This window comes from Paenibacillus psychroresistens (assembly GCF_009728935.1).
Classification (GTDB): domain Bacteria; phylum Bacillota; class Bacilli; order Paenibacillales; family NBRC-103111; genus Paenibacillus_AC; species Paenibacillus_AC psychroresistens.
Genome location: NZ_CP034235.1, coordinates 5,652,867 through 5,677,376, shown reverse-complemented (window position 1 = coordinate 5,677,376; position 24,510 = coordinate 5,652,867). Strand labels below are relative to the sequence as shown.

The following is a 24,510-nucleotide window of genomic DNA, read 5'->3' as shown; positions in this document are numbered from 1 at the left end:
ACTAGTCATAAAGGAGAATGAAGAATGTTTAAAATAATTTCTTTCGGTATAGTCGGAAGTGGCTGGCGTACAGAGTTTTATATGCGAATTGCCCAAGCATTGCCAAACCGCTTTCGTGTTAGTGGCGTTGTCATGCGCGACGAAAATAAGGGACTAGAATTCGAGGCACAGTGGAGAGTTCCAACATTTCGTACAATAGAGCAGCTTCTAGAAAAGACCAATTTTGATTTCATTGTGCTTTCCTTGCCTTGGGAGCAGCTGCCGATTTATATAGAGAAGTTAGCAGGTTTAGGGGTGCCTGTGCTAAGTGAGACTCCACCAGCCCCGACTTTAGACGCATTGAACACGTTATATAAAACAATTGGTCCTGATGCAAAGGTTCAAGTAGCGGAGCAGCTTGCTTTGCAGCCGCTTCATGCCGCGAGAATTGCGATTGCCAATTCAGGTTTGTTAGGGACAGTGTCGCAAGCACAGATTTCGGTTGCTCATGGCTATCATGGCATCAGCTTGATTCGCAAGTTTCTAAATATTAGCTTTGAGGATGCCCGAATTCATGGGTATAGCTTTTCGACACCCATTGTAGAAGGGCCGGGGCGATATGGTGGTCCTGCAGAAGAGAAGCCGAGCCAATCTAAACAAACAGTGGCAACACTTGAGTTCGACGGTAAAATCGCAATTTTCGATTTCACTGGGGATCAATATTTCTCTTGGATACGCTCACCTCGGGTGTTGGTTCGTGGGGATAGAGGGGAAATAATGAATTCACAGGTGAAATATCTGCAGGATTATCAAACGCCAATTGAGCTTGAGCTAAGACGAGTCAATGCAGGTGAGGGCGGTAATTTAGAAGGTTATTACCACAAGGGATATTTGGCAGGGGAGCGCTGGGTATATAGCAACCCATTTACTCCAGGCAGCTTATCCGATGATGAAATTGCGATTGCAACCTGCCTTGAGAAGATGGCTGCATATGCTAACGGCGGACCGAGCTTCTACAGTCTTGCCGAAGCTTCACAGGATCATTATCTCGGTATGATGATCGACCGTGCTGTAGAAACTCGCGAGATAATTCAAACTAATAAGCAAGCTTGGGCATAAAAAATAATATCCTTCCTACATTCTCACGAAGTAGGAAGGATATTTAATTTCATTTTTCACGAAGCTCAACTGTCCACTGATGGGTCGGAAATCGTGCGTTATGCTTGAGAATGAGTTCGAGAAACATTTTGGCTTCATCTGGAAGACGAGACTGAAATGATTCCCATTCATCAATGATAAACTTTCTTTGGCTAATATTCGTACAGCTAAGTAAAATTTCGCTGAAGGATTCCCAATCATAACGATAGGAGCCCTTCAGATACAATTTACTTTTGATGAGCTTGTGTAGATCTTCGGATGACCCAACTCCGCCAAAATTCAATACAACAAACTCGTCCCGCTGCCACATCGTCAGAACATGGCCATCCGGATCTTTAAAGTTGAAATACCAACAATCCCAGTTGATGGCATCATCGACTTGGACACCGTTTGCCTTCATAATCCGATACGTTTCCGAAAGACGCGGTGTTTCCAGAACAAATAATGGTTGCGCAGAAGGCACTGGGTCTGGATATGGCCAGAGGCCAAGGTTAATCTCACCGCAATTTGTTGTATCCTGATCAAAATTAATTCCGAGATTGTCCAAGTACCATTTTTTAGATTCCTGGACATCCTTTACATGGATAAAAACACAAGCAACACCTTTAATCATGGGTACTTCCTTTTTAAACTTCAGCTTTTCTGCAACTCCATTGTCCACTAGCACATTTTTCGCCATTTGCTTCGCTCCTTTAATCGATTAAATTCCCTAAATAGACGTAATCGGCAAGAAAAACCCGTCGTGAACGTAAAAATTATATTTGCATCATGCATAGAACATTGCCATCGGGATCTTGGAAAGTAAAGCTGTTCGAGTTTTCGGTGGTTTCCTGCAGCTCTATACCTAAGCTTGCCAACGTAAGACGAGCTTTTGCAAGACTAGGAGTGCTAAATGCAAATAGCGGATAGGGAACCGGAACAACGTCTTGTTCCACAATAAAACCAATATTTAAGCTGCCTGCATTTGGTGTGCGATCGAAATCAAGTCCAAGATTGTGTTTATACCAATTCTCCGACTTTTTTTCATCATTCACGCTAATATAAACACAGGGTATCCCAATTAGAGCTGGGATTTGCAGCATAACTTCCTGTTTGAAATCGGCACTGAGTCTGTAGCTGCTAATAGAATCCCCAAGATAAGAGGCGAATTCGGTTCGGAGGTTTTTTTTGGCTCGTTGGAGGCGACTTTCAACTGCTCGCAATGTAATCCCAAGGAATTCGGCAATTTCACGCATACTCCATTCGCTTATATAGTATAAGATAATCGGAATTCGATTGAGTTCATCCAATGTATTCAGTATTCGCCATATCTCCTCTGAGCTGTTCAAGTCTATCGCCTCAGCTTCAGTATCATTAGAGGCAGGAGCTCGACTTATTTTCTCCATGGAAACCACGTTTTTTCTTTTCCTCTGCCAGTCGATACTGAGACGATAAGCTACCGAATACAGCCAGCTCCCTACTTTACTTTTATTCTTCAATGTTGGAAGACGCAAATAAGCCCGCAAAAAAGTCTCTTGGGCGATGTCTTTTGCCAAATGAAAATCTCCTAAAACACCATAAGCTACTGAATATAAAGCGTTAGAGTATTTCTGAACCAGAGCACCAAAAGCATCGGTGTCACCCGCAATTGCTGCTTCTACTAACTGTTTATCCGATTCCATGAAACCTCCTATGACTGTCGCTTCATTTCATAATAGTTTCCATCCCATAAGAAAATCATGGTTTGATCGTCTTTAATAATTAAAAAGCTGCCAGCATTTGTCCAGTTATTAATAGATACCGTTTTAACTGATTCTGACTTAATTCCAATATCACTCAAATGGTTTCTGTATTCATTAAAAAATTCATCATTTGTTAGATCCTGTTCCGTATATTCAGGGTTAAGAATCTCAATTTTACCAAAGGATGCTTTTTCTTTCGTGTAAGTTGCTTTCATTCCAATAAAACTTTCATCAACGGGTGCTGAGATAGGAGTAGCACCAACTACACTACTTACTGTCCATTCACCCATATAGGAAGGTGAATTTGATGGTGATACGGTAGGCGAAGCTGTAGTAGGCGATACGGTAGGTGCTGCTGTAGGTGAAACTGAAGATGGGATTGAAGGCGATACTGATACTGGATCTGAATTAGCTTTACCACAAGAACTTATTAACAAGACTGTTAAAAGTAAAGCCGAATAGTAGATATTTTTTTTCATAGTTGACTGACCTCCATTTAATTAGTGCTATACATTTAAACGAAGATGATAAATATAATGTTGCATAAACCTGCCTTAACTCTATGGCAAACATCATAATCCTCTATCGATTGTGACACAAAAGTGTAAAGATTTGCAAGGCTTGTTGACCTGTTTTGGCCGGATAATTATTTGATTATTCTGAAGTTTATCTCAAAGTAAATGTTTTCCAAATAAGTGACGATTAAAACATAAGCAGTGTTAAGATATTATGTGGTTTGGTTGTATCATATGGACTCCTTTGCTGACGTTCGATATACTCGGTCTTGTCGAATAAAGTCGAATAGTGTTTTGTTTGGAAGTTTGGCTTTAGCGTCATAACACCTGTTTTTCAACTCGGTTCATAAATTCAACTATGGTGGTGTAATAATTAATGTTATCTAAGAAATTGCTTCGAGTCTTAACTATCGCTCCTCTTACTTTGGGTTTAATTGCACAAGCAATGCCTGCTACAAATGTTCTAGCTGCACCTGTTACTCAGAACGTGGAAAGCAACTCCAGCAGCACAGGGAAATGGATAACGGGAGAATTCCATGCCCACACCTTTGAATCGGACGATGCACAGTCTTCTCTTGAGAATGTATTAGAAAATGCTTTTACAAAGTACGGACTGGACTGGATAGCAACAGCTAATCACTTGAGATCGTCGAAGCGGGATGATAACGGGGCAGATGTACCGGGGGGTCCGATCCCCTTTTCACAAGGAGCTATTAATTATGAAGTACCCAAAGTCAAGGCTTTACAGGCCGCTGGGAATTATTCAGATAAAACCATTTTTTCGGGATTTGAATGGGATATTCCCAAACATGATCATGGGGCGATAGGGATTTTATCGGATACTCCAGGATCAGTCGAGGCATTAAAAGCTGCAAATCAATTCGAGTATTTATTTACGAACCGACCTGAGAACATGTTTGATGCTAACGATGTGGCAACGTGGAATCTTACAGATAGCAGAATAACGAACTTCGATCATGCTGATTCTTTAACGGGAATAAAGTGGCTTCAAAAGAATTTTGCAGACAAAAGTTATTTTCTTGTAACTCATCCGTCGAGAGGAGTCGGCAAGACAACCATTGCTGATCTTCGTGACTTTAACGATGCAGCACCGAATATCAACTTTGGATTTGAAGGCATGCTTGGTAACCAGATGGAACCGGATAGAGGCGGATACAACACGACCTACAACATAGCAAATCCAACTGCCGATGATAATTATAAATATAGATCTTTTGGTGGTTCGGATTATATGATTACCAAGGTTGGGGGCGTCTGGGATGCGCTGCTTGGGGAAGGCCGAAACTATTGGAACTTTGCTAATTCGGATTTTCATTTCAAGATTCTAGGGTCGAACTCCAGTGGATACTGGCCAGGTGAATACGCCAAGAACTATACATGGACGAACGGAAATGATATGCAATCCGTCGTAAACGGTATGCGTTCCGGGAAATCGTTCTCCGTATATGGTGATCTGATCAATGCATTGGATTTCAATATCGAAGGAAACGATGGCAAGCTAGAAATGGGTGCTGCGAATCCGCAAATAACGGTGACCGAGGGAGATCATCTTCAGCTTACAATTCGCTTTAAAAGCCCTGCAAAAAATAATTATGAAGTACCGGTATTAAATGGAGTGCCTGCTAACATAGCTCCTAAAGTAGATCATGTCGATCTAATTGCTGGAGATGTAAGCGACGAGAAGGCGGTAGCTGGAACGTCCGCTTATAACAAGGATACCAATGATTCAACTAGCGTTATCGCAACATTCACCAGCGAGGATTGGACAACAGACCAAGATGGTTATAATGTTATCTCCTATGATTTGGGAGCTGCAAAGAAAAAACAATATTTCAGGTTAAGAGGCACCAATTTGGGCTTGAACGTTCCGGGAGAAACGGATGCGGAGGGAAATCCGCTTCTTGACCCCAAAACGAATGATTCTGATGATACTACTCGATTCAATAATATTAATGACAGGAATTATAAAGATTTGTGGTTTTACTCTAATCCGATTTTCGTGAAACCTACTCCTTATAGTGATGACCAGGCTATAAATGATACAGTAGACAAGCGGTCAATTGCTAATTCAAGTGAGGTATCCAGCGATCTTGAGTTGTCGTATACGGGTGAACACGGCATAACTATTAAGTGGGAAAGCTCGATCCCATCTATAATTAGTAATGACGGCAAATTACTATCCCGTCCAGCTAACAACACGATGCTCAACTTGATAGCTACAATTAAACGTGGTGATGCCACTACGACTAAGACGTTCCCCGTTATAGTAAAGGGAATTAATAGCGCTGTTATTGAGCTGCATGGAACAATGACAACAGCGGATGGACAGCCTTATTCAAGCGGCACCTGGACAAACCAAAATGTTACCGTCAGTGTATATGCCAATGTCTTTACACCTAGCACTTCTGCTTCTATTGCACTATCGACAGATGGCGAGATGACTTACAACCCCTATGAAAGCAACAGCAAAATAGAGGTTTCGCAAGATGGTACGCATGATTTCTTCTTTAAAGGCACAGATAATTTTAACAACCAATTGGTTCTTCAATTAATGGCGAAGATTGACAAAGTCGCTCCAGTTATCACACTCATCGGAGACAAATCTATATCTATCACAAGAGGTTCTACTTACAATGAACTAGGAGCTACTGCAACGGATAACGTAGCACTCTCAGGCAAGGTTGCAATCACAGGTACAGTAGACACTAACACAGCTGGGACTTATCTGCTTCATTATAATGTTAACGATTCGGTCGGGAATACAGCAATTGAGGTCATCCGTACGGTGACTGTATATGTAGAAAGCAAAGGCGGCGGGTCAACACCAACACCAGCAACGCCAACACCAACACCAACGCCTGTAGCAACTCCAGTTGCCACTCCTAACGCAACTCCGGTAGCAACAGCTGTGCCAACAGCAACACCAATGCCTATTCCTTTCTACAACGAAAAGGTAAATTTAGATGTTGTTAAAGCAATAGTAGAAAAGGCAGATTTAGCACAGACAGTTACATTCAAAGATGTGCCTAAGGATGCCCCAAATGCAAAGGCAATTATATTAGCGACTAAGCTTGGAATCATAAAAGGGTTTGCAGATGGTTCATTCCATGCGGATGCTAATGTAACTAGAGCGGAATTTGCAACTATGTTAGTAAATGCTCTGGGACTGAAGGCTACGGGTAATGCTAGCTTTACAGATTCCAAAGGCAATTGGGCGGAGAGCTCTATAAACGCTTTAAAATCAAGTGGAATTATTAATGGTTACTTGGATGGTTCATTTAAACCAAACCAAAGCATCTCTAGAGAAGAGATCGTATCCATGCTTTCAAAAGTACTAAATACGACCTCCATACCAAAGCCTTCAAAGTTCAGCGATATTTCTACTAGCTGGGCATCTAGCGCCATAAACACGTTGACGGATATCGGTATCGTAAACGGTGCAAGTAATGAATCCTTCAAACCTAAGGCTAACGCTACAAGATCAGAGTCATTGATGATGATTCTACGTATGCTAAACATCAGTCTTGGGCTTTCTTTAGAAATAGAATAGGCACCACAAATTACTCCTACGGTAGATACTGGTAAAACAGTATTTACCGTATTTTTTTGTCCAGCTTGTATGATATCCATAGTACACAAAATCCAGATTTATTCTCTTTTATCCAGACTCTTGAGTGAAGCATTGCGTACTCATGAAAATTGCTTTTTTAAACAGAAAACCCTGTTATACTAGCTATGAAAGATTATTATCGAGGAGAAATTGGATGAATAAGCTGAATTTGTGGAGATCCTTTCAGAATTGGAACCTAGATAAGAAGCTAATCCTGCTATATACCTTAATGATTTTATTACCTGTGCTGGTGATTACCTTTCTGGGCTTTCAACGCTACAGTGAGAACATGAAGCAGAACACAGGCGAATTTAGTATTGAGCTTTTGAACCAACTGGGCAAAAATTTAGACAACTATCTCAAAGAATTGGATCGCATATCCATTTCTTTTGCATTAGATACAGGAGTTAAGGATGCACTGAAGAAAAATCAAGAATACACGGCAGTTGAGAAATTCAACGATAAAATCCTCATCGACAAAGCGTTGATGAATATTGTGCTCGTTCCTTATAAAGATGTCTTAGGCACTTACCTATTCAAGGCGGATGGTGAAATTTTCTCGCGATATGGTTCGGGCCAGCAAGTGGATTATAGTCATTTCTTAGAGGATCCTTGGTACAAAAAAGTGCTGGAGGCGGAGGGGAAAGGGATTTTCTTGCCAACCTATTCTTTGAATGGCTTGGATAATCAAGAGCATGCGTTTACCTTTATGCGAAGTGTGATTGATGTGGTGAAAAATCAATCGGTTGGCGTGTTTCGGATGGATATTAATCTGGATGGTTTGAGTGATATATTCTCCAATGTGTTGACCGGAATTCAGCAGCAGCTCTTTCTAGTTGATGCAGAGGGCAATATTGTTTATGCACAGGATAGCCTGAAAATTGCACAAGCTTTTCCAATTGCATTGAATGAAGATCATGGCAGCTTTCTATATTCCATGGAAGGCAAAGAAATGATGATTAATTATATTTCGACTCAGGTTGCAGGCTGGAAAATTGCCAATATCATCCCGGTAAGCGAGCTGACCCATAATATTGATATTTTGCGGAATTTGTTATGGACCTTGACGGGTGTTGCCCTACTTCTATCGATTGGTCTATCGATCCTGTTAACCACTAGATTGCTGCGACCTTTGAAGAAAATGAAAGCATTGATGAATAAAGTGGAAGATGGAGACTACACAGTTCAATTCAAGACGCAATCAAATGATGAGATCGGTAAATTAGCCAATAGCTTTAATATCATGGTTAAAAAAATAAATGAGTTGGTGCATCATATTTTTGTGATTCGAATTCTTAAGCGCGAGGCTGATTTCAAGGTGCTGCAGAGCCAGATTAATCCCCACTTTCTCTATAATACACTAGAGTCAATTAGTATGAAGGCGGAGGTTGATCAGAATTATGAAGTTGCGGATATGATTTCGAGACTCGGCCGACTCTTCCGAATGACGATTAATCATAGCCGTGATTTAATTGTTTTTGCAAGGGAAATGGAGTATATCGATCACTATGTTATTCTACAGAAAATCCGTTTTCCGCGAATGACCTTTATTATCGAGATTGAACCAGAGGTGATGAGCTCGTACATTCTGCCTTGGATTGTGCAACCGCTGGTGGAAAATGCGATCATTCATGGCTTGGCACAGCAGGCAACAGAGGGCTGGATTCGGATTGAAGGCATAAGGGTAGATGATGATGTTTATATCCGTATTACGGATAATGGTGTGGGGATGGCAGACGAGAAGAAGCGCGAGCTGCAAGCGGCTTTATTAACAGATGCTTACCAGGAAGAAGACGAAATTCATATTGGACTGAAAAATATATTTGATCGGATACGGTTATATTTTGGCAAAGGCTATGGGTTAACCTTAACCAGTGAGCTGGGAAAAGGAACCTCGATTGAAATTAAAGTAAAGTTTTTGGAGAGGGAGTCTGCTAATCATGCCGAACATAATGATCATTGACGATGAGGTTCTAATTCGCAAAGGGATTGTCTCCATCATTAAACGCCTTGCTCCTCAATGGCAGGTTAGTGAGAGTATTGACGCCGTATCTGCTCTAGAAAGCTTAACGAACGCCCATACAGACTTAATGCTGATTGATATTAATATGCCTGGGATTGATGGTTTGGAATTAGCGAAGCAATTGAAGCTGAACTACCCGCATGTACTTAAAATAATCCTCACAGGTCATGATAAATTCTCCTATGTGCAAAGCGCGCTTCGAGCGGATGCGTTGGATTATTTGTTAAAGCCAGTTATTAGAGAAGAACTGATAGGTGCCTTAGCGAAGGCGGAGCTTGTATTAGAGCAGCGGACTCAGAAAATGGAGCAAGAAGCGCTCACTAAACAGCTTTATTTGGAGAAAGTCTTGGTCAACCATTTTTCGGGGGAGAAAATGGATGAAGGTGCTATTGAGCTGCTTTTAACCGATTTGGGCTGGAGTTTTACAGATCAGGCATTTTCCGTGCTTATCCTGATCGGAGAACAAAAAGGCTTTTACTTGAATAAGCATAACCTGCCACAATCCATAGCTTTGTTTAAGCAGCAATTTGAGGAGGTCATGAATTGCTTTGGATTCTTTGTCGATCCCAAGCATTTTATTATGCTGGTCTCAGGAAATAATTTAGCGACAGATAAGCTGGGACAGTGGTGGTCTAGACGTTGGCAAACAGATGATAATGATCGAGCAATAGCGACAGAATTGAATTTTATTGTTGGGGTAAGTGCGCCATTCCTTGCTTTGTCTGATTTACCGGAAGTTTATTGGAAAACCGTTTATGAGGTCTTCACAATCGAAATGGATCAGGAAAAGCTCTATCAAATCTATCGGAACAGAACCTGGCAGGAACAGCAAAAAAAGGTTGGAATTGCACTTGAAATGAATGATTTTGCGGCGGTACAGCTTTTCTTAAGTGAGTGGTTTAAGGAATTAAAGCAAGCTGCCATGATGCAGCCTTCGATGATGCTTTATCAGCTGTTTCATTTTTTTCTATTGATCTTAGTACCATTATTGAATCAGGTGGAATCCAAGCTAAGTCTATTTTTAAGACAAGAAATTGCCTATGTTCTCACCAAGCTATCCTCGCCAGGTTCAACTGTGACCTTCTTTTCCATTATGGAGAAGTTTGAAAACAGCCTGCAAGTATTCAGTCCGACTCGAAATGAAAGCTTAGAGCAGAACAAGGTAATCGAAATCGTTAAAGACTACATCAGCAAGAATTATGGGGATAAGGAGCTTAAGCTCGAGGCTTTGTCCAAAATCGTCCATATGAACGCCAATTACCTAAGTGATCTGTTTAAAGAAGTAACTGGAGAGAATTACATTGATTATCTAACTCTAGTACGGATGAATAAAGCCAAAAAACTGCTCCGCGAAACCCATCTGAAAACCTACGAAATTTCCGAGCTGATCGGATACACGACTGCCAAATATTTCTGTACCTTATTTCGCCGTAATTTTGGAATTACACCAACGGATTACCGCAATCGGGCAGAATATCACACCGAACTCGAAACTATCTGAAAAATGTGGAATAAAAACGGAATTCAGGCAATATGAAAGCCCTCTCATTTCTTTTATAGTGATGTTGTAATCATTATAAAACGAGGGGATTTGTTTAAATGAAGCTGAAGAAAGCATTACTGGTCACACTAAGCTTGGTCGTTTTATTGTCAATCGTATTGGCCGGGTGCTCCACTAAGAAAGACGAGACTATGGAGTCTAAAGCTCCGGCAGCGAGCAATGCACCTGCAGGAGATGTGGCTGTCAAAGGCGATTTTGAAATTCAGTACTTTGTTGGCGGTTATGGAGATGCATGGTGGAAGGAAACACTTAAGCAATTTAATGCTAAATATCCGGATTTGAAGATTAAAGAATCAGCAGGACCGAAGATTAATGAAACAATGAAACCTCGTTGGATCCAGAATGATCCTCCAGATCTAATCTTTATCGATGGCGCTGGTGCGCTAGATGTCAATCAAGCGGTTAAAGATAAACAATTGATGGATCTTACAGATTGGTATAAGAGCGCAAAGAATGTTGACGGAGAATTGATCTCTGATCTCGTAATTGCTCAACCTCTAACTTATGGTGATGCAAAGAAAAATTATGCGATTCCAATGGTTTTCGGATCATGGGGAACCTTCTATGATCAAGCATTATTCAAAGAAAAAGGCTGGGAAGTTCCAACTGACTTTGACAGCTTCTTGGCTGTAAGTGAGAAAATTAAAGCAGCAGGCGTGACCCCTTATGTACATGCAGGAATTTATACAGGATACCTAACAGGTGGATTCTTATTCCCTGCAATGGTTTCAGCTAATGGCGACAGCCCTTCAGTCCTGCAAGATATTCAGGATATGAAGGAAGGCGTATTCAGCTCAGCACCTGTAGTGGCTGCGTTGAAACAGCTTGTAACGCTACGTGATAAAGGCTTCATCGATCCTGCTTCAGTAGCCATCAACCATACAGATTCCCAATTGTTATTCATGCAGCATAAAGACGCTTTTGTTCCGAATGGTCTATGGTTGGCTAAAGAAATGGAGAAAGATACTCCAGAAGGTTTTGATTTTGGTTATATTCCATCCATCACACAAGCAAAAGGCGGCAAATATATCGCCAATCCGTATACGACGACACTTGCAGTAGCTGAAAAAGCTAAAAATCCTGAAGCGGCTAAAGCATTCATTCAATTTGTTTATACTAAGAAAGCAGCTGTTGAATGGGCTGAAAGCACAGGAGCTATCTTGAATGTTAAAGCAGGGGCAGAGGTAGAAGCTTCTAAAGCAGCGGGTCTTACTAAGAATGCTTTGAAATATTTCAGCAGCCCAGACTTAGTTGTATTGCCAGCTTTTGCTAATAATGCAGATCTAAATAAAGAGCTGGAAGCCGCTACACTTGCGCTTTCATCCGATCCTAAGGTTACAGTTGAAATGTGGAGTGAACGTGTAGAAAAAGCAGCAGTTAAGGCTCGTGCTGCTAAGTAAATATGCCGCTATAAATGAATGGGATGTTTAATTATGAGGATAAGGGATGTTTTCCCTTATCCTCATCCTAAATTTTATAGGGAAGGGGAACCTATGACAGTTACTTTGAAACGAAGCTTATTTATTGCCTCCTTTATGGTACCGACATTTGTACTTTATTGTATCTTTACTGCCTATCCAATTATCCAAGCACTTTATATCAGCTTATTGAAATGGTCAGGCTCATCGGCGAATAAAGAATTCATTGGACTAGCTAATTTTCGCGAAATGCTCCACGATCCCGTTATCCTCAAAGCGGTCGCTAATGATTATTTTCTAGTATTCTGGAAAATTGTCGGTATCATGACTTTGTCTATTTTTTTCGCTGTTGCAATAACTCGATTCAAGATAAAAGGTGCTGTTTTCTATAAAATTGCCTTCTACATTCCAAACTTGCTTAGTATCGTAGTTATTGCGATTCTTTGGCGCTTTATTTATCATCCTTCCATGGGACTTTTGAATGCTTTTTTATCGTTAATTATGGGAAGAAAGATAGAAACACCATGGCTTGGAGATAAAACGTATGCGATATGGGCATTACTGCCTCCGGCAATCTGGGCAGGTATCGGTTTTTTTATGATCTTATTGATCGCAGCCATAACGAGCATTCCGACTTCTTTATATGAATCCTCCGAAATAGATGGAGCCTCCCAGTGGAAACAATTTATTCATATTACTTTTCCACTGATTTGGGAGCAAGTTAAGGTTTCGGTTGTTTATATTGTGATTTCGTCCTTGAATGGTAATTTTGGGATTGTTCAAGTTATGACACCCAACGGTGGTACGGATAATTCAACGCAGGTCATGGGCTTCTATTTATACGATCAAGGGTTCTTGCGGTATCATATGGGCTACGCATCATCGATAGGCGTATTGATTCTGGTGCTTTCTCTCTTAACAACTGTGATTTTGCAGCGGTTGATGAGACGAGAAGTACACGAAGTTTCATAGAGGGGGAATCCAATTGAAACAAACCAGGAAAAACCCTATATTCAGCATTATTTCGATGAGTATTCTTTTAATTTGGGCTGTTTTTGTAATCTATCCGTTAGTATTCTCCCTATTTGAATCATTAAAAGATAACAAACAATTTATGAACAATAAAGCCTGGTCACTTCCACAATTTCCACTTTTATGGGGGAATTATTCGGATACTTGGGTTAGATATGAGTTCGGTCATTATTTCGTAAACTCCATCGTGGTTACAATTGGCAGTATGGTGCTAGCATTGATTCTGACTTCGACAACATCCTATATAATGGCTAGATATGCATTTAAAGGACGAGGTTTAATTTACTATTTTTATATTGCTTCTATGACGGTTCCGATGATGATGCTGGTTATCCCGATGTTTTTCTTGTTTGGCGACCTGCATCTCAGCAATTCATGGTTTGGATTGATTGTCCTTTATGCAATTGGCTCTGTACCGTTTGGGATGTTCGTGTTAACTGGGTTTTTCAAGTCACTGCCTCGTGAGCTTGAAGAATCTGCAGTCATTGATGGAGCGACACACTACGGAGTGTTTTTCAAAGTTATGCTGCCGCTTTCCTTATCGGGGTTGATCACTATTAGTATTGTTAACGTTGTAGGTTTCTGGAATGAATACCCGTTTGCGCTAATGCTGATCAGTAATCCTCTTAAATATACACTCCCAGTAGGGCTTAATTTCATGCAAGGAGCCATGCAATATCGCACGGAGTTTGGCCCTCTATTTGCTGGAGTTACAATTGCTTCTATTCCGATCTTGATCGTGTACATGTTCTTCCAGAAATACATTAATGAGGGTATTACAGCTGGAGCGGTTAAATAATTATGGGATGATTCTGGGAAAAGAACCAACGCTGGAGCGGATCATTGATTCCAGCGTTGGTTTTTTTTCTCTAGTAGGTTTGATCAACTCAAGCTAGCGGGACTTAATAAAAAAAGCATTGTGATTTAATATACAATCTGATATATTACGAAATATATCAAAAATCAAACGGCAAAGTAGGTGAATGAATGATTGATAATGTGGAGTTAACGCTGAGTCCTTCGGAACTGGAGAATTCAGGCGACATGAAAGAGGACGTCTATACGCTTTTAAAAAGAATGATTATGAAGCGGGAGTTTACGCCAAATGAACGGCTTGATGCTTATGAGATTGCCAAGCAATTGAATACGAGTCGCACTCCAGTCCGCGATGCCTTGAATAAACTGGATGCTGAAGGCTTTATCAAGACATTTCCGCGCAAAGGCACTTTTGTAACAGGGATTTATAAGCAGGATTTGATTCATCTTTTTCAATATCGGGAAATGAATGAGCTGTATGCTTTGGAGCTAGGATTCGAGAAGCTTTGCGTGCAGACAGCTAAATTTGAATTAGAAATTGCCAAGTGGGACGAAATGCTGAAAGCGGAAGAATATGACGGCACGTTAATTATGGAAAGTGATGTGCTCTTTCATAAGCATATTGTACATTCGACTGATAATCCGATTATGATCAATCTTTTTGAAAATGTGAACTGTCATGTTCATATTGCTAGAGGCTATTATTTGCAGGATACACAACGGATGCTGGAAGCGTCGCAGGAGCATAAAGCGATCTTGAACAACCTCTTAGATAAGAATAAAGCTGGGGCAAAAGCGGCCTTAAAGCAGCATTTGGACAATACCTTGGACGGACTATTAAAGATGATTGCTATCTACAAAATATTCTAATTAATTGGAGGCGTATACATGGGAAGATTGACTGGGAAGGTAGCTGTCATAACAGGAGGAGCCGCAGGAATTGGTTTTGGAATTGCCAAAATTTTTGCTGGTGAGGGTGCTAAAGTAAGTATTGCCGACATCGATGCCGTAAGAGGTCCACTAGCAGTGCAAGAGATTGAGGCTGCTGGTGGTGAAGCTCTATTCATTCAAGCAGATGCCGGCGATAAAGCTCAGGTGCAGCATTATATCAATGAGACGGTTGCTCGTTTAGGAGCTATCGATATTATGGTGAACAATGCGGCGGTTATTTTCCAGAGTAAGGTTCTCGATACGCCTGAGGAAGATTGGGAGCGTATTCTTCGTACAAACTTAACTAGTGTTTTTCTAGGCAGTAAATATGCAGCCAAAGCGATGATTGCAGGTAATAGGCAAGGCAGAATTATTAATATTTCTTCGATTCATGCTACATTATCTGAACCTTCCTGTTCTGCTTATACAGCGGCTAAAGGTGGGGTAGAATCTTTTACACGCACACTGGCTACTGAGCTTGCGCCTCATCAGATTACGGCTAATATTCTTGCTCCTGGAGCAACCTTTACCGAATTGACCTTACCGATGTATACACCTGCTGTCAAACAAGCCCTGTTCAAAAGAATTCCGTTAAAAGCAATCGCACAACCGAAAGACATTGCGTGGGGAGCGTTATTCCTAGCTTCAGACGAATCGTGGTACATGACAGGATCGACGTTAACCATTGATGGTGGATATACGATGGATGGCAGCTTGCCAGATACAGCTTATTGGGAAGGGTGACTTCCATGCTAGAGGACAAAAGAGTAGCTTTATTCGTAACTTGTTTAGTGGATAGCTTATCCCCGGACATCGGCTTTGCTGTACTCGATGTATTTAACAAATTGAATATTAAGCTCGAAGTGCCGATGAAGCAGATGTGCTGCGGGCAGCCTGGTTATAATGTTGGTTATCAGAAGGATTCTGCCAAGGTTGCTTTGGCGTTATATAAAGAATTTAAGGAATACGATTATATCGTTTCCCCATCAGGCTCCTGTGTTTCGATGATTCGGAATTTCTATCCGGATTTATTGAAAAGTCACTTGAAAAAGGCAGAAATCGAAGCATTTGCTGAGAAGTTTTACGAGCTTTCTGAGTTTATTGTGGATATCGCCGGTATTGAACAGATCTCGGGTAAACTTGAGAAGCAAGTAACCTACCATTCATCCTGTCATATGACACGTGGATTAGGAGCTAAATCTCAGGCATTATCTTTGATGAGCGGAATTGAAGGCTTGGAGCTTATCCCTTTGCCTTGCGGGGAAGAATGCTGCGGATTTGGCGGGATGTTTTCCGTGAAGCTGCCCGAAATGTCAACCGCAATGGTTGATGAGAAGATCAAGCATATCAGTGCTACCGGTGCATCAACCGTAATAAGCGGCGACTATAGCTGTTTAATGAATATACAAGGCCGTATGAATCGTACGCAGAAGAATATTGCAGCCGAGCATTATATTCAGACGATTGCTCAGGGGATAGCCTATGAAAATTAATACAGCCATCCATCAATTAATGAAGAATGATTTTCTGCGTAAATCTGTGCGGAATGTTACCGGAAATCTGCGCAATGGCCGGCTGGATAATATTGCGTTGAATCCCGATTATGAGCAGCTAAGAACTCAAGGTCAGGAAATACGTACACGAACTATCGAGCAGTTGGATGTCCACTTGCGTGAATTAGTGAAGAATTTTAAAGCTAATGGAGTAAAGGTTATTTTTGCTAAAGATGCTGCAGAGGTCGTTGATCAGGTGCTGCATATCGCTAAAGAGCATGATGCTAAATCTGTTGCTAAGTCCAAGTCAATGGTATCTGAAGAGGTACATTTAAATCATCATCTTAAGGAGCATGGGATTGAGGTGTTTGAAACCGATTTAGGTGAGTTTATTATCCAGCTCGCGGACGAACCGCCTTCTCATATCGTCATGCCATCGCTTCATAAAAGCAGAGAAGAGATTCAACAGTTGTTTCGCGATCATCATAACTATGATTTAACAACAGATTCAGACGAATTAGTTGCATTTGCTAGAAAAATACTTCGTGAATCGTTCATGCGTGCTGATATTGGGATTACTGGCTGTAACTTTGCTGTTGCGGAGTCGGGGACAGTCGTCATACTAACTAATGAAGGTAATGGTAGATTCGTCACTACATTGCCTAGAGTACAGATTAGCATTATGGGCATGGAACGGATTGTCCCTACTTTAGAAGAGCTTGATCCTTTGCTGACATTGCTAACTACGGGTGCTAACGGCCAGAGATCAACCATGTACATCAATATGATTAACGGTCCAAAACTGTCAGAAGAAAACGATGGTGTCGAGGATGTTTACGTGATTATCGTCGATAACGGCAGATCTAAGCTGCTTGGGACTAAATTTCAAGAGGCACTTAATTGTATTCGTTGTGGCGCATGTCTTAATGTATGTCCTGTCTTCAGTCAAGTTGGCGGTCATGCCTATGAAAGTCCATATAGCGGTCCAATTGGGGCAGTTATCTCGCCTCTAATTCTCGGGATGGAGCAGCATGGTGAGCTGAGCTATGCATCCAGTTTATGCGGGGCTTGTGATGAAGCTTGTCCTGTGAAGATTCCTTTGCATCATTTCTTATTAGATATCCGTGAGCTAGATGTACAATCTGGAAAACATGGTCGAATAGAGGCTTTAGCTTTTCGAATATGGGCAGCTACGTTCTCTTCATTTGGCATGTATAAATCGAGTCAAAAAGCGGCTTACTGGGGTGTTAAGCTTCTCGCCATGGGCAAAGATAATTTATCGATGCGCTTGCCTGGCTTGAAGAATTGGACGAATACGCGCAATTTCCCGCTTTTCAGCCGCCGAACTTTTTTGCAGCAATATAAGCAATCGAAGAAGACTGAGCAGAAGCCAAAGCCTGGCGTTAAAGCTAACTCTGATTCTGTGAGGGGGGAGAATTTATGAGTGGAGATCATACAGCATACCAAAAAAACATTCAAGAAACCTTTACAGCTGCCTTTAGAAAAGTAGGTGGGCATGTTACAGTAGCAGCAGATAAGCAAGGGGTTGCCGAGGAAATTTTACGAATATGCGCTTCTGAAAAAGCTCGAAAAATGATGTTATGGAATCATCCAGGTTTAACGGCATTAAGCCCGTTGCTCTCGCAAGACACTCAGCTGCAAATCTTGTGGAATCAGGATGAATTAACTAAAACTGAATTAGTAAGTGCCATGGAAAATGTTACAATAGGAGTTACCTGGACGGATTATGCCGTGGCGGAAACGGGTTCCTTGGTGTTGTTATCATCACCCGGGAAAAGCAGATCAGTCAGTTTGCTGCCAGATGTGCATATTGCTGTGCTCCCTTTGAATAGGATTTATGCTAAACGAGTTGAAGTATTCAAGCTGCTTGCTCCGCGTATGAGTCAGACACGTTCGGTGACCTTGATCTCAGGACCTAGCAAAACGGGAGATATTGATGGTAAACTAAACGTAGGTGTCCATGGACCTAAGAAGGTTTTTGTTATTATAATAGATTATGATCAGAGTTAAATCTGAGGAGGAGATTCAATGTCAGAATCATTGAAGTTAGTGGTGGATGTGAAGGCTACACTTGGTGAAGGACCTTGCTGGGATGCGGCTGCTCAAGTGTTTTATTGGGTGGATATAGAACAGATGAAATTACATATTCATGATCCAAAAGAGCAGTCCAATCGATTTATTCAATTTACACAAAGAGTAGGCGCTGCAGTTCCCAGAGCTTCAGGTGGGTTCATTCTCGCGATGGAGAATGGGTTTTATTCACTCGATTTGGAAACAGAAATGGTGACGGCTATTGTGGATCCGGAAGAAGGGATTACGTGGAATCGCTTTAATGATGGAAAATGTGATGCTGCTGGGCGTTTTTGGGCAGGAACTATGAGTACCAATGGTCAACTAGAGCAAGGAGCTTTATATTGTTTGGATACAGATCTCAGCTGTCGCAAGGTGTTGGAAAATGTCAGTATTTCCAATGGTATCGCTTGGAGCCCAGATAATCAGATTATGTATTTCATAGATTCAACTACGTACGAGGTCGTGGCTTTTGATTTCGTATTAGCCGAAGGTACAATCAGTAATAAACGAGTAGTCGTAAGAATACCAGATGGTGGCGGATTGCCTGATGGCATGACCAGCGATGCGGAAGGAATGCTATGGGTTGCACAGTGGGACGGCTGGCAGGTATCCAAATGGAATCCACATACGGGTGAGTTGCTCGAGATCGTTCGAGTTCCAGTTGCAAAAACCTCCTCATGCTCGTTTGGTGGAGAAGCATTGGATACCCTATATATTACAACAGCAAGTGTTGATATTGGCCCTGAAGGTGATCCCACTCAGCCATTGGCTGGCAGTGTTTTCGCAATCAAGACTAATGTTACAGGTGCTCCAACCTATTCATTTGCTGGTTAATAAGTAGAAAAGGCTGCATCCATTTAATAAAAGGAGTGCAGCTTTATATTTCTTGAATGAGGGATTACTATGAAAAAAATAATGATAAAGATAAATCGAAGTTTATGAAATTACAAGAAATAACGGGTTATGTTTCCGATAAAGCACTAGCAAAAAAGGGGGGACGAAATACAAGGAAACAGTTAATGACATACAAGGAATATATAGATTTAGGGATTGATAACAGCGTTAGACATGATACGGATCTTGAGCGAATGATTTGGGTCTTAACCTCTAAATTTAGTGGAACTCACGAAGTTGATGGCAAAAAGTTATATAAAGGTGAAGTTACTTCTATTATCGATGCCGAGTCAGGTGACTTTTTAGGGTTCATAGCCAAGTAGCATGTTGGGGAGGTCGAATGACTTGAGACGCAATAAAGTAACTAAGCTGACATTATTATCGATTGTGATTATTGGACTTTTTTAGGGAAATGGTATAAATTGGAAGTGATTATATGATAAAATAAATGGAAAATGATTGAATATGGTGGTGTAGAAGATGGTTATGAGTAAACATGAAGTTTCAGAAATTAATTGGACAGGGTCTGAGAATAACTTTCTTGATCAGCCATCAGTTGAGAGTTTTAAAAATATAACTATGGGGAGATATGGAGGAAGTAAATCTGCAGGAGCAACAAAAAATGAAGACGGTTTACTTATTTGGTGTGATCCAAATAATGATTGGGAATTTGTTATTCTACTTGATGCACATTCTTCCAGCGAAAGTGCAGAACTTATTATTAATACACTAACAAAAGAAAAAGAGAATATTTTTTCAATATTAAATCGTTCTATTAAGCATCTTTTCATAGATATTGAAAGCTGTATTCTCGAATTTTTTAAATCTGAAAATTTTGTAAATGCTTGCAAAAAAGTAAGCGGTGAGACGTCTTGTTTAATATGTGTAAGAAAAAGCAATTTTTTATGGTGGTTTTCTGTTGGAGATTGTATGTTGTTCTTATTTCATGCTGATTTGCTTTTCTGGAATCAGAATATGTTAAATCAGCGAAATTTTTATGAATGGATTGGAAAAGTGAATACCTTCGAACTAGAGGTACCTTGCTATTCTTCGGGTCGTAGAGAACTTAGAACTGGTTTCAATAATATACTAATGGTTACAGATGGATTCTTACAAAACGATCAGCAAGTTAATACTATTAACAACTTATTTCATGGAGATGACTTATCAGGGAATATTAATTCATTTGTAAGAGGATTACATAATGACAAAACGATTGATAGCACAACCCTCATTAGTTGGAATGTTGAAAATATAAAAAGCTCCTCCAAACCTAGTGATAGCCAATATGGGTGAAAAGCTTATTAGCTATGTAGTTGAAGTTGTTGTATTGCAAGATTGATTTGTTCGAAAAAGAGGAGATTAGGATTAATCAAGAATCTAAAGAGCATTTTTTGCAATCAGTAAATCTATTGTTATACCCATAGCAAACTATTGCTTGGACAGCATGGTTTTCTGATATATACTGGATTATAAATAAATACCAACTTTTAGGAGGTCTTGATAGTGCTATTGGAAAACGAAAAGAAGATAATAACCGTCATAAACTCAGATATCACTGGGTCTAGCTTTAAGAATGTGCGAGCGGAGCAGGTCTCTTTTCAATGTGCCAATCTATCTGGAGTGACGTTGAGCGATGTCAACCTGACGGGTATGAGTATCTCTGATGCGAATCTGAGTGATTTGGTTATTGATGGTGCACAATGGGGGGGAGCCCAATTTAACCATATAGGTTTCTCTGATAAGGATCAGCCAGAGTCGGATCAACAAGAACGAAATCCATTGCAATTCAGGAACTGTTCATTAAAACAAGGTGTGTTTACTGAATGTAATCTAACGAATGTGAAGCTGGAGAACTGCGACATTACTGGTTTGGTCATAAATGGAATTAATATCGAAAATCTAATCAAACAGCATGCATCTGCAGGTAAATAAAAGCGAGGGAGCAGAAACTAGGATGCTTTATGATTTACAAGGCGAAGCAAATATGTCACCTATTGTGGGAATATTATATTCCGCTGTGGAAGAGAATAGCCAACGACTACAAGTAATCACTGATGGCATGTCGAATGAAGAAGTAGATTATAAGGGGCTAAATAACAACTTTAATAGTACCGCACAATTAATAAAACATATTATGTACGTTGATCTTAATTGGGTTTATAGAATGAAAGATCAACCACTTCCTCATCATTTAAAAGAGCAATATGGCCCCATGTTAGATGCAAATAATAGGCTTCCCATGGTCAAAGGGATGTCTTTGAACACACTTATGTCTAAATACTAAGATGTAGTAAAAATGATGAAAGATACATGCTCACAATTAACAGATTCTGATTTAGATAACGTTGTTACTTTTGGACATGAAAATGAAAAGCAAGCAACCATACGCTGGGGCATATGGCATATGGCTGACCATAGCCGCTATCATCAGGCTCAAATTAATCAGCTTAGAAAGTGGTATAATGAAAATTATCTGTCCAATTAAATGGGGAGTTTTTACTGACAAAAAAATGGGCTGCATTCAGCAACCCATTAATCATAATATTGAACTTTCGTTTAACGAATAAATTCTAAAGTGGAATTCTTAGAATTTTGGAGTAATACTCCATTATCGGACGTAAGAACACGCGCGATCGGATCCGCTACTTTTAGCAGTAAGTTACCTGAACCGTCCAGAATCACGACACCATCGCTACCACCTAGCTGGCATACGAGCTTGTCATTTGACACTCGTACGCTAGCGACTGGCGATGTCGAGACAAGAGGGTCTTCCCCATTTGGATCAGCCTGATACAGCTCAAATCGGTTTGCTTTATTCTTCGTTGTGTAGAATAGCTTGCCGTCAATACTGTCAAACCAAGACACAGCATGCTCGGACAGCTTCATTTCATTCGTCCCGTCCAGCGTAGACGAATATAACGCATTGTTCTCATCTTTTTTGATATAGATCAGCTTGTTATTGGCAATCTGGAACCATCGTACAGGCGAGTCAACGATCTTTTCTGTCTTATTCGTTTTTAGGTTGATTTTATAGATGAAATTTGGCGCAGTTGCCATTTGTTGATGACATAACACGTAGACATAATCTCCGACGACAGAGGTAGCTGTAAGGCCATTCTGTGTAACATGATAGGCGTACATCAGCTCCGGGTCACCAACACTTTTGGCTTTCGTCTCTGCCTGACCCAGTGGCAGCAAAGACAATTTGACGTCACCGGCGCCAAGATCGACGATTAATGTTCCATAAGGTGTATCACGGAAATCCATATAAGGATGTCCTAGTTGTAACACCACTGTTTTCCCATCTTCACCGATTTTCACGAACTCTTTGCTACCAGTAACACCTCCCCCGATTTGATAGGTAAACCACAGCATGTTCTCACGGATTTGAAAGGAAAAAGGCCCCACTAGATCAGAGTTAACGTCTGTGTGAGTATCTGCGTGACTATAAGAATAAACCTCTTCTTTGGCAGACGGTCGATTCACTGGTGCTCGATATATATGGTTTGAGGTGTCCTTTGTCTCAACGAAATAATAATACCCTTTGAAAAGGGCGACATCGTTTTTAGCAGCATATGCGGGAAGGTCAACCGTTTGCAGCTGCAGGTTATGGGATGAGATGCTAAGTCCGCTGGCCGTACTCCACTTGTAATCCCAACCGAATTCCTCATGCGCGAAACGCCAGGTTAGAGGGAAATACGTAACGTTTCGGAAGCTCAATAACGGATATTGTTCTTTTGAGTTGTTGATCACCTTACCATTGACAGTGATTGCCGATGTAGAAATCTTCGCGGAATATGTGGCCGCATTACGAATACCGGACTTGTAAGGTGCGTATGAAGAGGTCACCTCGCTTTGTTTAATATTTAAGCCAGCTGCCTGCGACCATATCGCTTCTAAACCAAGCAGTCTGGTATCGCTCCAGGTCATCGGAAAATAAGTGATATCGTGATAAACCAGCAGTGGGTATTCACGGTACTGATTTTCCACCTTATGACCGTTCAAGTTCACCGCAAAATCCGGCAGCGTAACCTTTACGGTCACTTCCGCGGCCCTAGTTTGTTCGGCAGGCAACAACAAGCTCACGAATAATGAAAATGCGAGCACATATCCTGTCCATTTTTTTCTCATGTTGCGTCATCTCCTCTTTTTAACTTAAACGCGGAAACATGGGATAAGTTTCCAATCTCCACGTGAGATCATGAATTACACGCTCATAAAAACTATTTTGATTCTAAATATATCCGTGTCTTTTATCGAGAGTGATGAGGTCGGTTACTTCTCTATGGAAGAGGCAAGAAAAATGATAACGTGGGGCAATTTTATGGAAAGAATAGATAGGGCACTTAATAATCTAACTCATCCCTTTCTCATTGAATTTCGAGAATAATAAGAAAGTTATATTAAAGTAATAGGCAGAAAAGCAAATACTCCTCAAAATAAAACGTGGTATAATAGGAACTTTCTGGGAGGGCTGGCGTCTTACTATTTAATATCATCGTTATACAGTGGAGGAGCATAATCTTGAATAAAGAGGTACGGAAAATTAATTTCAATTGGAAATACATAATAATTGGCTTGATAATGTTGAGCTTGATTTTTCTTATTTACAATGAAAATCAAAATAACAAGAAATATGAGAGCTATCTTTCGCAGGAATTGTCAAACAAGTATTGCGAACTGATAGGTTATATATTTTCCATTAAAGAAGAATTAACATCCTTGCTAAATAACAAATCCAACTCTACCACAAAAGAAATTTTGGCTGATAGACTATATAAAACATCAACGACATCACAAGATTTTGATTATTTTATTAGCTATTTTAACCTTGATGAAGAAGCTAATCTACAAAACAAAACTGCAACTGTTTCTAATAATTTGGGTTTTTATTTTCAAAGGAATGATTTCAACAACATTTCCAATCAAGATAATATGAAATTAAATAAAATCAATGAGCTAGTAGATAAATGGATTTCAGTAATTTCAAAAGAGTACCCAGGGATTGCTAGTGAAAATCAAACAGAAACAATAAGAAAGCACATCAGTAATAAGGAAAGTTTTATTAAAGAGGAGAAATGGATGAAGATAATGATTGGACTAGATAACGTTTCAAGAGAATATGAAGGTATATCAAGAAGCGAGTAACTCAGACAGCAGTCCTCTCAAATCAGGGAGGAACTTAATGAGTATTCTTATTAGTGAAAAAAATATCATAAGATATTGTATAAGCGAACTGGGG

21 protein-coding genes and 1 pseudogene are annotated in these 24,510 nt (G+C 40.4%); 18 read left to right on the top strand and 4 right to left on the bottom strand.

Annotated features, from left to right (window positions below; translation table 11 throughout):
* Nucleotides 1-24: 24 nt before the first annotated feature.
* Nucleotides 25-1,098, top strand: coding sequence for a Gfo/Idh/MocA family protein (locus EHS13_RS25965; RefSeq protein ID WP_155703167.1), 1,074 nt, complete (start codon nucleotides 25-27; stop codon nucleotides 1,096-1,098).
* Nucleotides 1,099-1,147: 49 nt separating this feature from the next.
* Here the strand turns inward: EHS13_RS25965 and EHS13_RS25960 are convergent, their stop codons facing one another.
* The 3 genes from EHS13_RS25960 to EHS13_RS25950 all read right to left on the bottom strand — a co-directional run bounded on the left by EHS13_RS25960 (nucleotide 1,148) and on the right by EHS13_RS25950 (nucleotide 3,337).
* Nucleotides 1,148-1,816: a VOC family protein gene (locus EHS13_RS25960; RefSeq protein ID WP_155703166.1), complete on the bottom strand. Its 669-nt coding sequence runs from the start codon at nucleotides 1,814-1,816 to the stop codon at nucleotides 1,148-1,150.
* A 76-nt stretch (nucleotides 1,817-1,892) separates the two neighbouring features.
* Nucleotides 1,893-2,798, bottom strand: coding sequence for a sigma-70 family RNA polymerase sigma factor (locus EHS13_RS25955; RefSeq protein WP_155703165.1), 906 nt, complete (start codon nucleotides 2,796-2,798; stop codon nucleotides 1,893-1,895).
* A gap of 8 nt (nucleotides 2,799-2,806) precedes the next feature.
* Complete coding sequence (locus EHS13_RS25950; protein ID WP_155703164.1) at nucleotides 2,807-3,337, bottom strand: hypothetical protein; 531 nt, start codon at nucleotides 3,335-3,337, stop codon at nucleotides 2,807-2,809.
* A gap of 412 nt (nucleotides 3,338-3,749) precedes the next feature.
* Here EHS13_RS25950 and EHS13_RS25945 point away from each other — a divergent pair, with 412 nt between their 5' ends.
* From EHS13_RS25945 to EHS13_RS25870, 16 genes and pseudogenes are all read left to right on the top strand, one after another.
* A complete protein-coding gene (locus tag EHS13_RS25945; RefSeq protein ID WP_155703163.1) occupies nucleotides 3,750-6,944 on the top strand; it encodes an S-layer homology domain-containing protein in 3,195 nt (1,064 codons plus the stop codon).
* A 214-nt stretch (nucleotides 6,945-7,158) separates the two neighbouring features.
* Nucleotides 7,159-8,967, top strand: a complete 1,809-nt coding sequence (locus EHS13_RS25940; RefSeq protein ID WP_162463257.1) for a sensor histidine kinase — start codon at nucleotides 7,159-7,161, stop codon at nucleotides 8,965-8,967.
* Nucleotides 8,945-10,528 carry a response regulator transcription factor gene (locus tag EHS13_RS25935; protein ID WP_155703161.1) on the top strand — a complete coding sequence of 528 codons (1,584 nt, stop codon included), beginning with the start codon at nucleotides 8,945-8,947 and terminating at the stop codon, nucleotides 10,526-10,528. The genes EHS13_RS25940 and EHS13_RS25935 overlap by 23 nt, the downstream gene beginning before the upstream one ends.
* A gap of 98 nt (nucleotides 10,529-10,626) precedes the next feature.
* Entirely contained in the window at nucleotides 10,627-11,988 is a 1,362-nt protein-coding gene (locus EHS13_RS25930) for an ABC transporter substrate-binding protein (protein WP_155703160.1), read from the top strand.
* 93 nt (nucleotides 11,989-12,081) lie between these two features.
* Complete coding sequence (locus EHS13_RS25925) at nucleotides 12,082-12,978, top strand: carbohydrate ABC transporter permease (protein WP_155703159.1); 897 nt, start codon at nucleotides 12,082-12,084, stop codon at nucleotides 12,976-12,978.
* 13 nt (nucleotides 12,979-12,991) lie between these two features.
* Nucleotides 12,992-13,837, top strand: coding sequence for a carbohydrate ABC transporter permease (locus tag EHS13_RS25920; RefSeq protein WP_227013520.1), 846 nt, complete (start codon nucleotides 12,992-12,994; stop codon nucleotides 13,835-13,837).
* 188 nt (nucleotides 13,838-14,025) lie between these two features.
* On the top strand, nucleotides 14,026-14,724 hold the full coding sequence (locus tag EHS13_RS25915) for a GntR family transcriptional regulator (RefSeq protein ID WP_155703158.1): 699 nt from the start codon (nucleotides 14,026-14,028) through the stop codon (nucleotides 14,722-14,724).
* A gap of 18 nt (nucleotides 14,725-14,742) precedes the next feature.
* On the top strand, nucleotides 14,743-15,528 hold the full coding sequence (locus EHS13_RS25910) for an SDR family NAD(P)-dependent oxidoreductase (protein WP_155703157.1): 786 nt from the start codon (nucleotides 14,743-14,745) through the stop codon (nucleotides 15,526-15,528).
* A gap of 5 nt (nucleotides 15,529-15,533) precedes the next feature.
* On the top strand, nucleotides 15,534-16,277 hold the full coding sequence (locus EHS13_RS25905) for a (Fe-S)-binding protein (RefSeq protein ID WP_155703156.1): 744 nt from the start codon (nucleotides 15,534-15,536) through the stop codon (nucleotides 16,275-16,277).
* The gene (locus EHS13_RS25900; RefSeq protein ID WP_155703155.1) at nucleotides 16,267-17,721 is read left to right on the top strand and encodes a LutB/LldF family L-lactate oxidation iron-sulfur protein; all 1,455 of its coding nucleotides are present in this window, start codon (nucleotides 16,267-16,269) and stop codon (nucleotides 17,719-17,721) included. The genes EHS13_RS25905 and EHS13_RS25900 overlap by 11 nt, the downstream gene beginning before the upstream one ends.
* A complete protein-coding gene (locus tag EHS13_RS25895; RefSeq protein ID WP_155703154.1) occupies nucleotides 17,718-18,308 on the top strand; it encodes a LutC/YkgG family protein in 591 nt (196 codons plus the stop codon). Before EHS13_RS25900 ends, EHS13_RS25895 begins: the two co-directional genes overlap by 4 nt.
* Nucleotides 18,309-18,326: 18 nt before the next feature.
* The gene (locus EHS13_RS25890) at nucleotides 18,327-19,205 is read left to right on the top strand and encodes an SMP-30/gluconolactonase/LRE family protein (RefSeq protein WP_155703153.1); all 879 of its coding nucleotides are present in this window, start codon (nucleotides 18,327-18,329) and stop codon (nucleotides 19,203-19,205) included.
* 56 nt (nucleotides 19,206-19,261) lie between these two features.
* Nucleotides 19,262-19,588 carry a hypothetical protein gene (locus EHS13_RS36915; RefSeq protein WP_155703152.1) on the top strand — a complete coding sequence of 109 codons (327 nt, stop codon included), beginning with the start codon at nucleotides 19,262-19,264 and terminating at the stop codon, nucleotides 19,586-19,588.
* Nucleotides 19,589-19,745: 157 nt separating this feature from the next.
* A complete protein-coding gene (locus EHS13_RS25880; RefSeq protein ID WP_405083520.1) occupies nucleotides 19,746-20,561 on the top strand; it encodes a PP2C family serine/threonine-protein phosphatase in 816 nt (271 codons plus the stop codon).
* A 210-nt stretch (nucleotides 20,562-20,771) separates the two neighbouring features.
* Entirely contained in the window at nucleotides 20,772-21,200 is a 429-nt protein-coding gene (locus EHS13_RS25875; RefSeq protein WP_162463255.1) for a pentapeptide repeat-containing protein, read from the top strand.
* Nucleotides 21,201-21,222: 22 nt separating this feature from the next.
* Nucleotides 21,223-21,753: pseudogene (locus EHS13_RS25870) on the top strand (DinB family protein).
* A 71-nt stretch (nucleotides 21,754-21,824) separates the two neighbouring features.
* Here EHS13_RS25870 and EHS13_RS25865 read toward each other — a convergent pair.
* On the bottom strand, nucleotides 21,825-23,399 hold the full coding sequence (locus EHS13_RS25865) for a DUF5050 domain-containing protein (protein ID WP_155703149.1): 1,575 nt from the start codon (nucleotides 23,397-23,399) through the stop codon (nucleotides 21,825-21,827).
* A gap of 393 nt (nucleotides 23,400-23,792) precedes the next feature.
* Between EHS13_RS25865 and EHS13_RS25860 the strand changes: the two genes are divergently transcribed.
* Nucleotides 23,793-24,416, top strand: coding sequence for a hypothetical protein (locus tag EHS13_RS25860; protein ID WP_155703148.1), 624 nt, complete (start codon nucleotides 23,793-23,795; stop codon nucleotides 24,414-24,416).
* Nucleotides 24,417-24,510 lie beyond the last annotated feature (94 nt).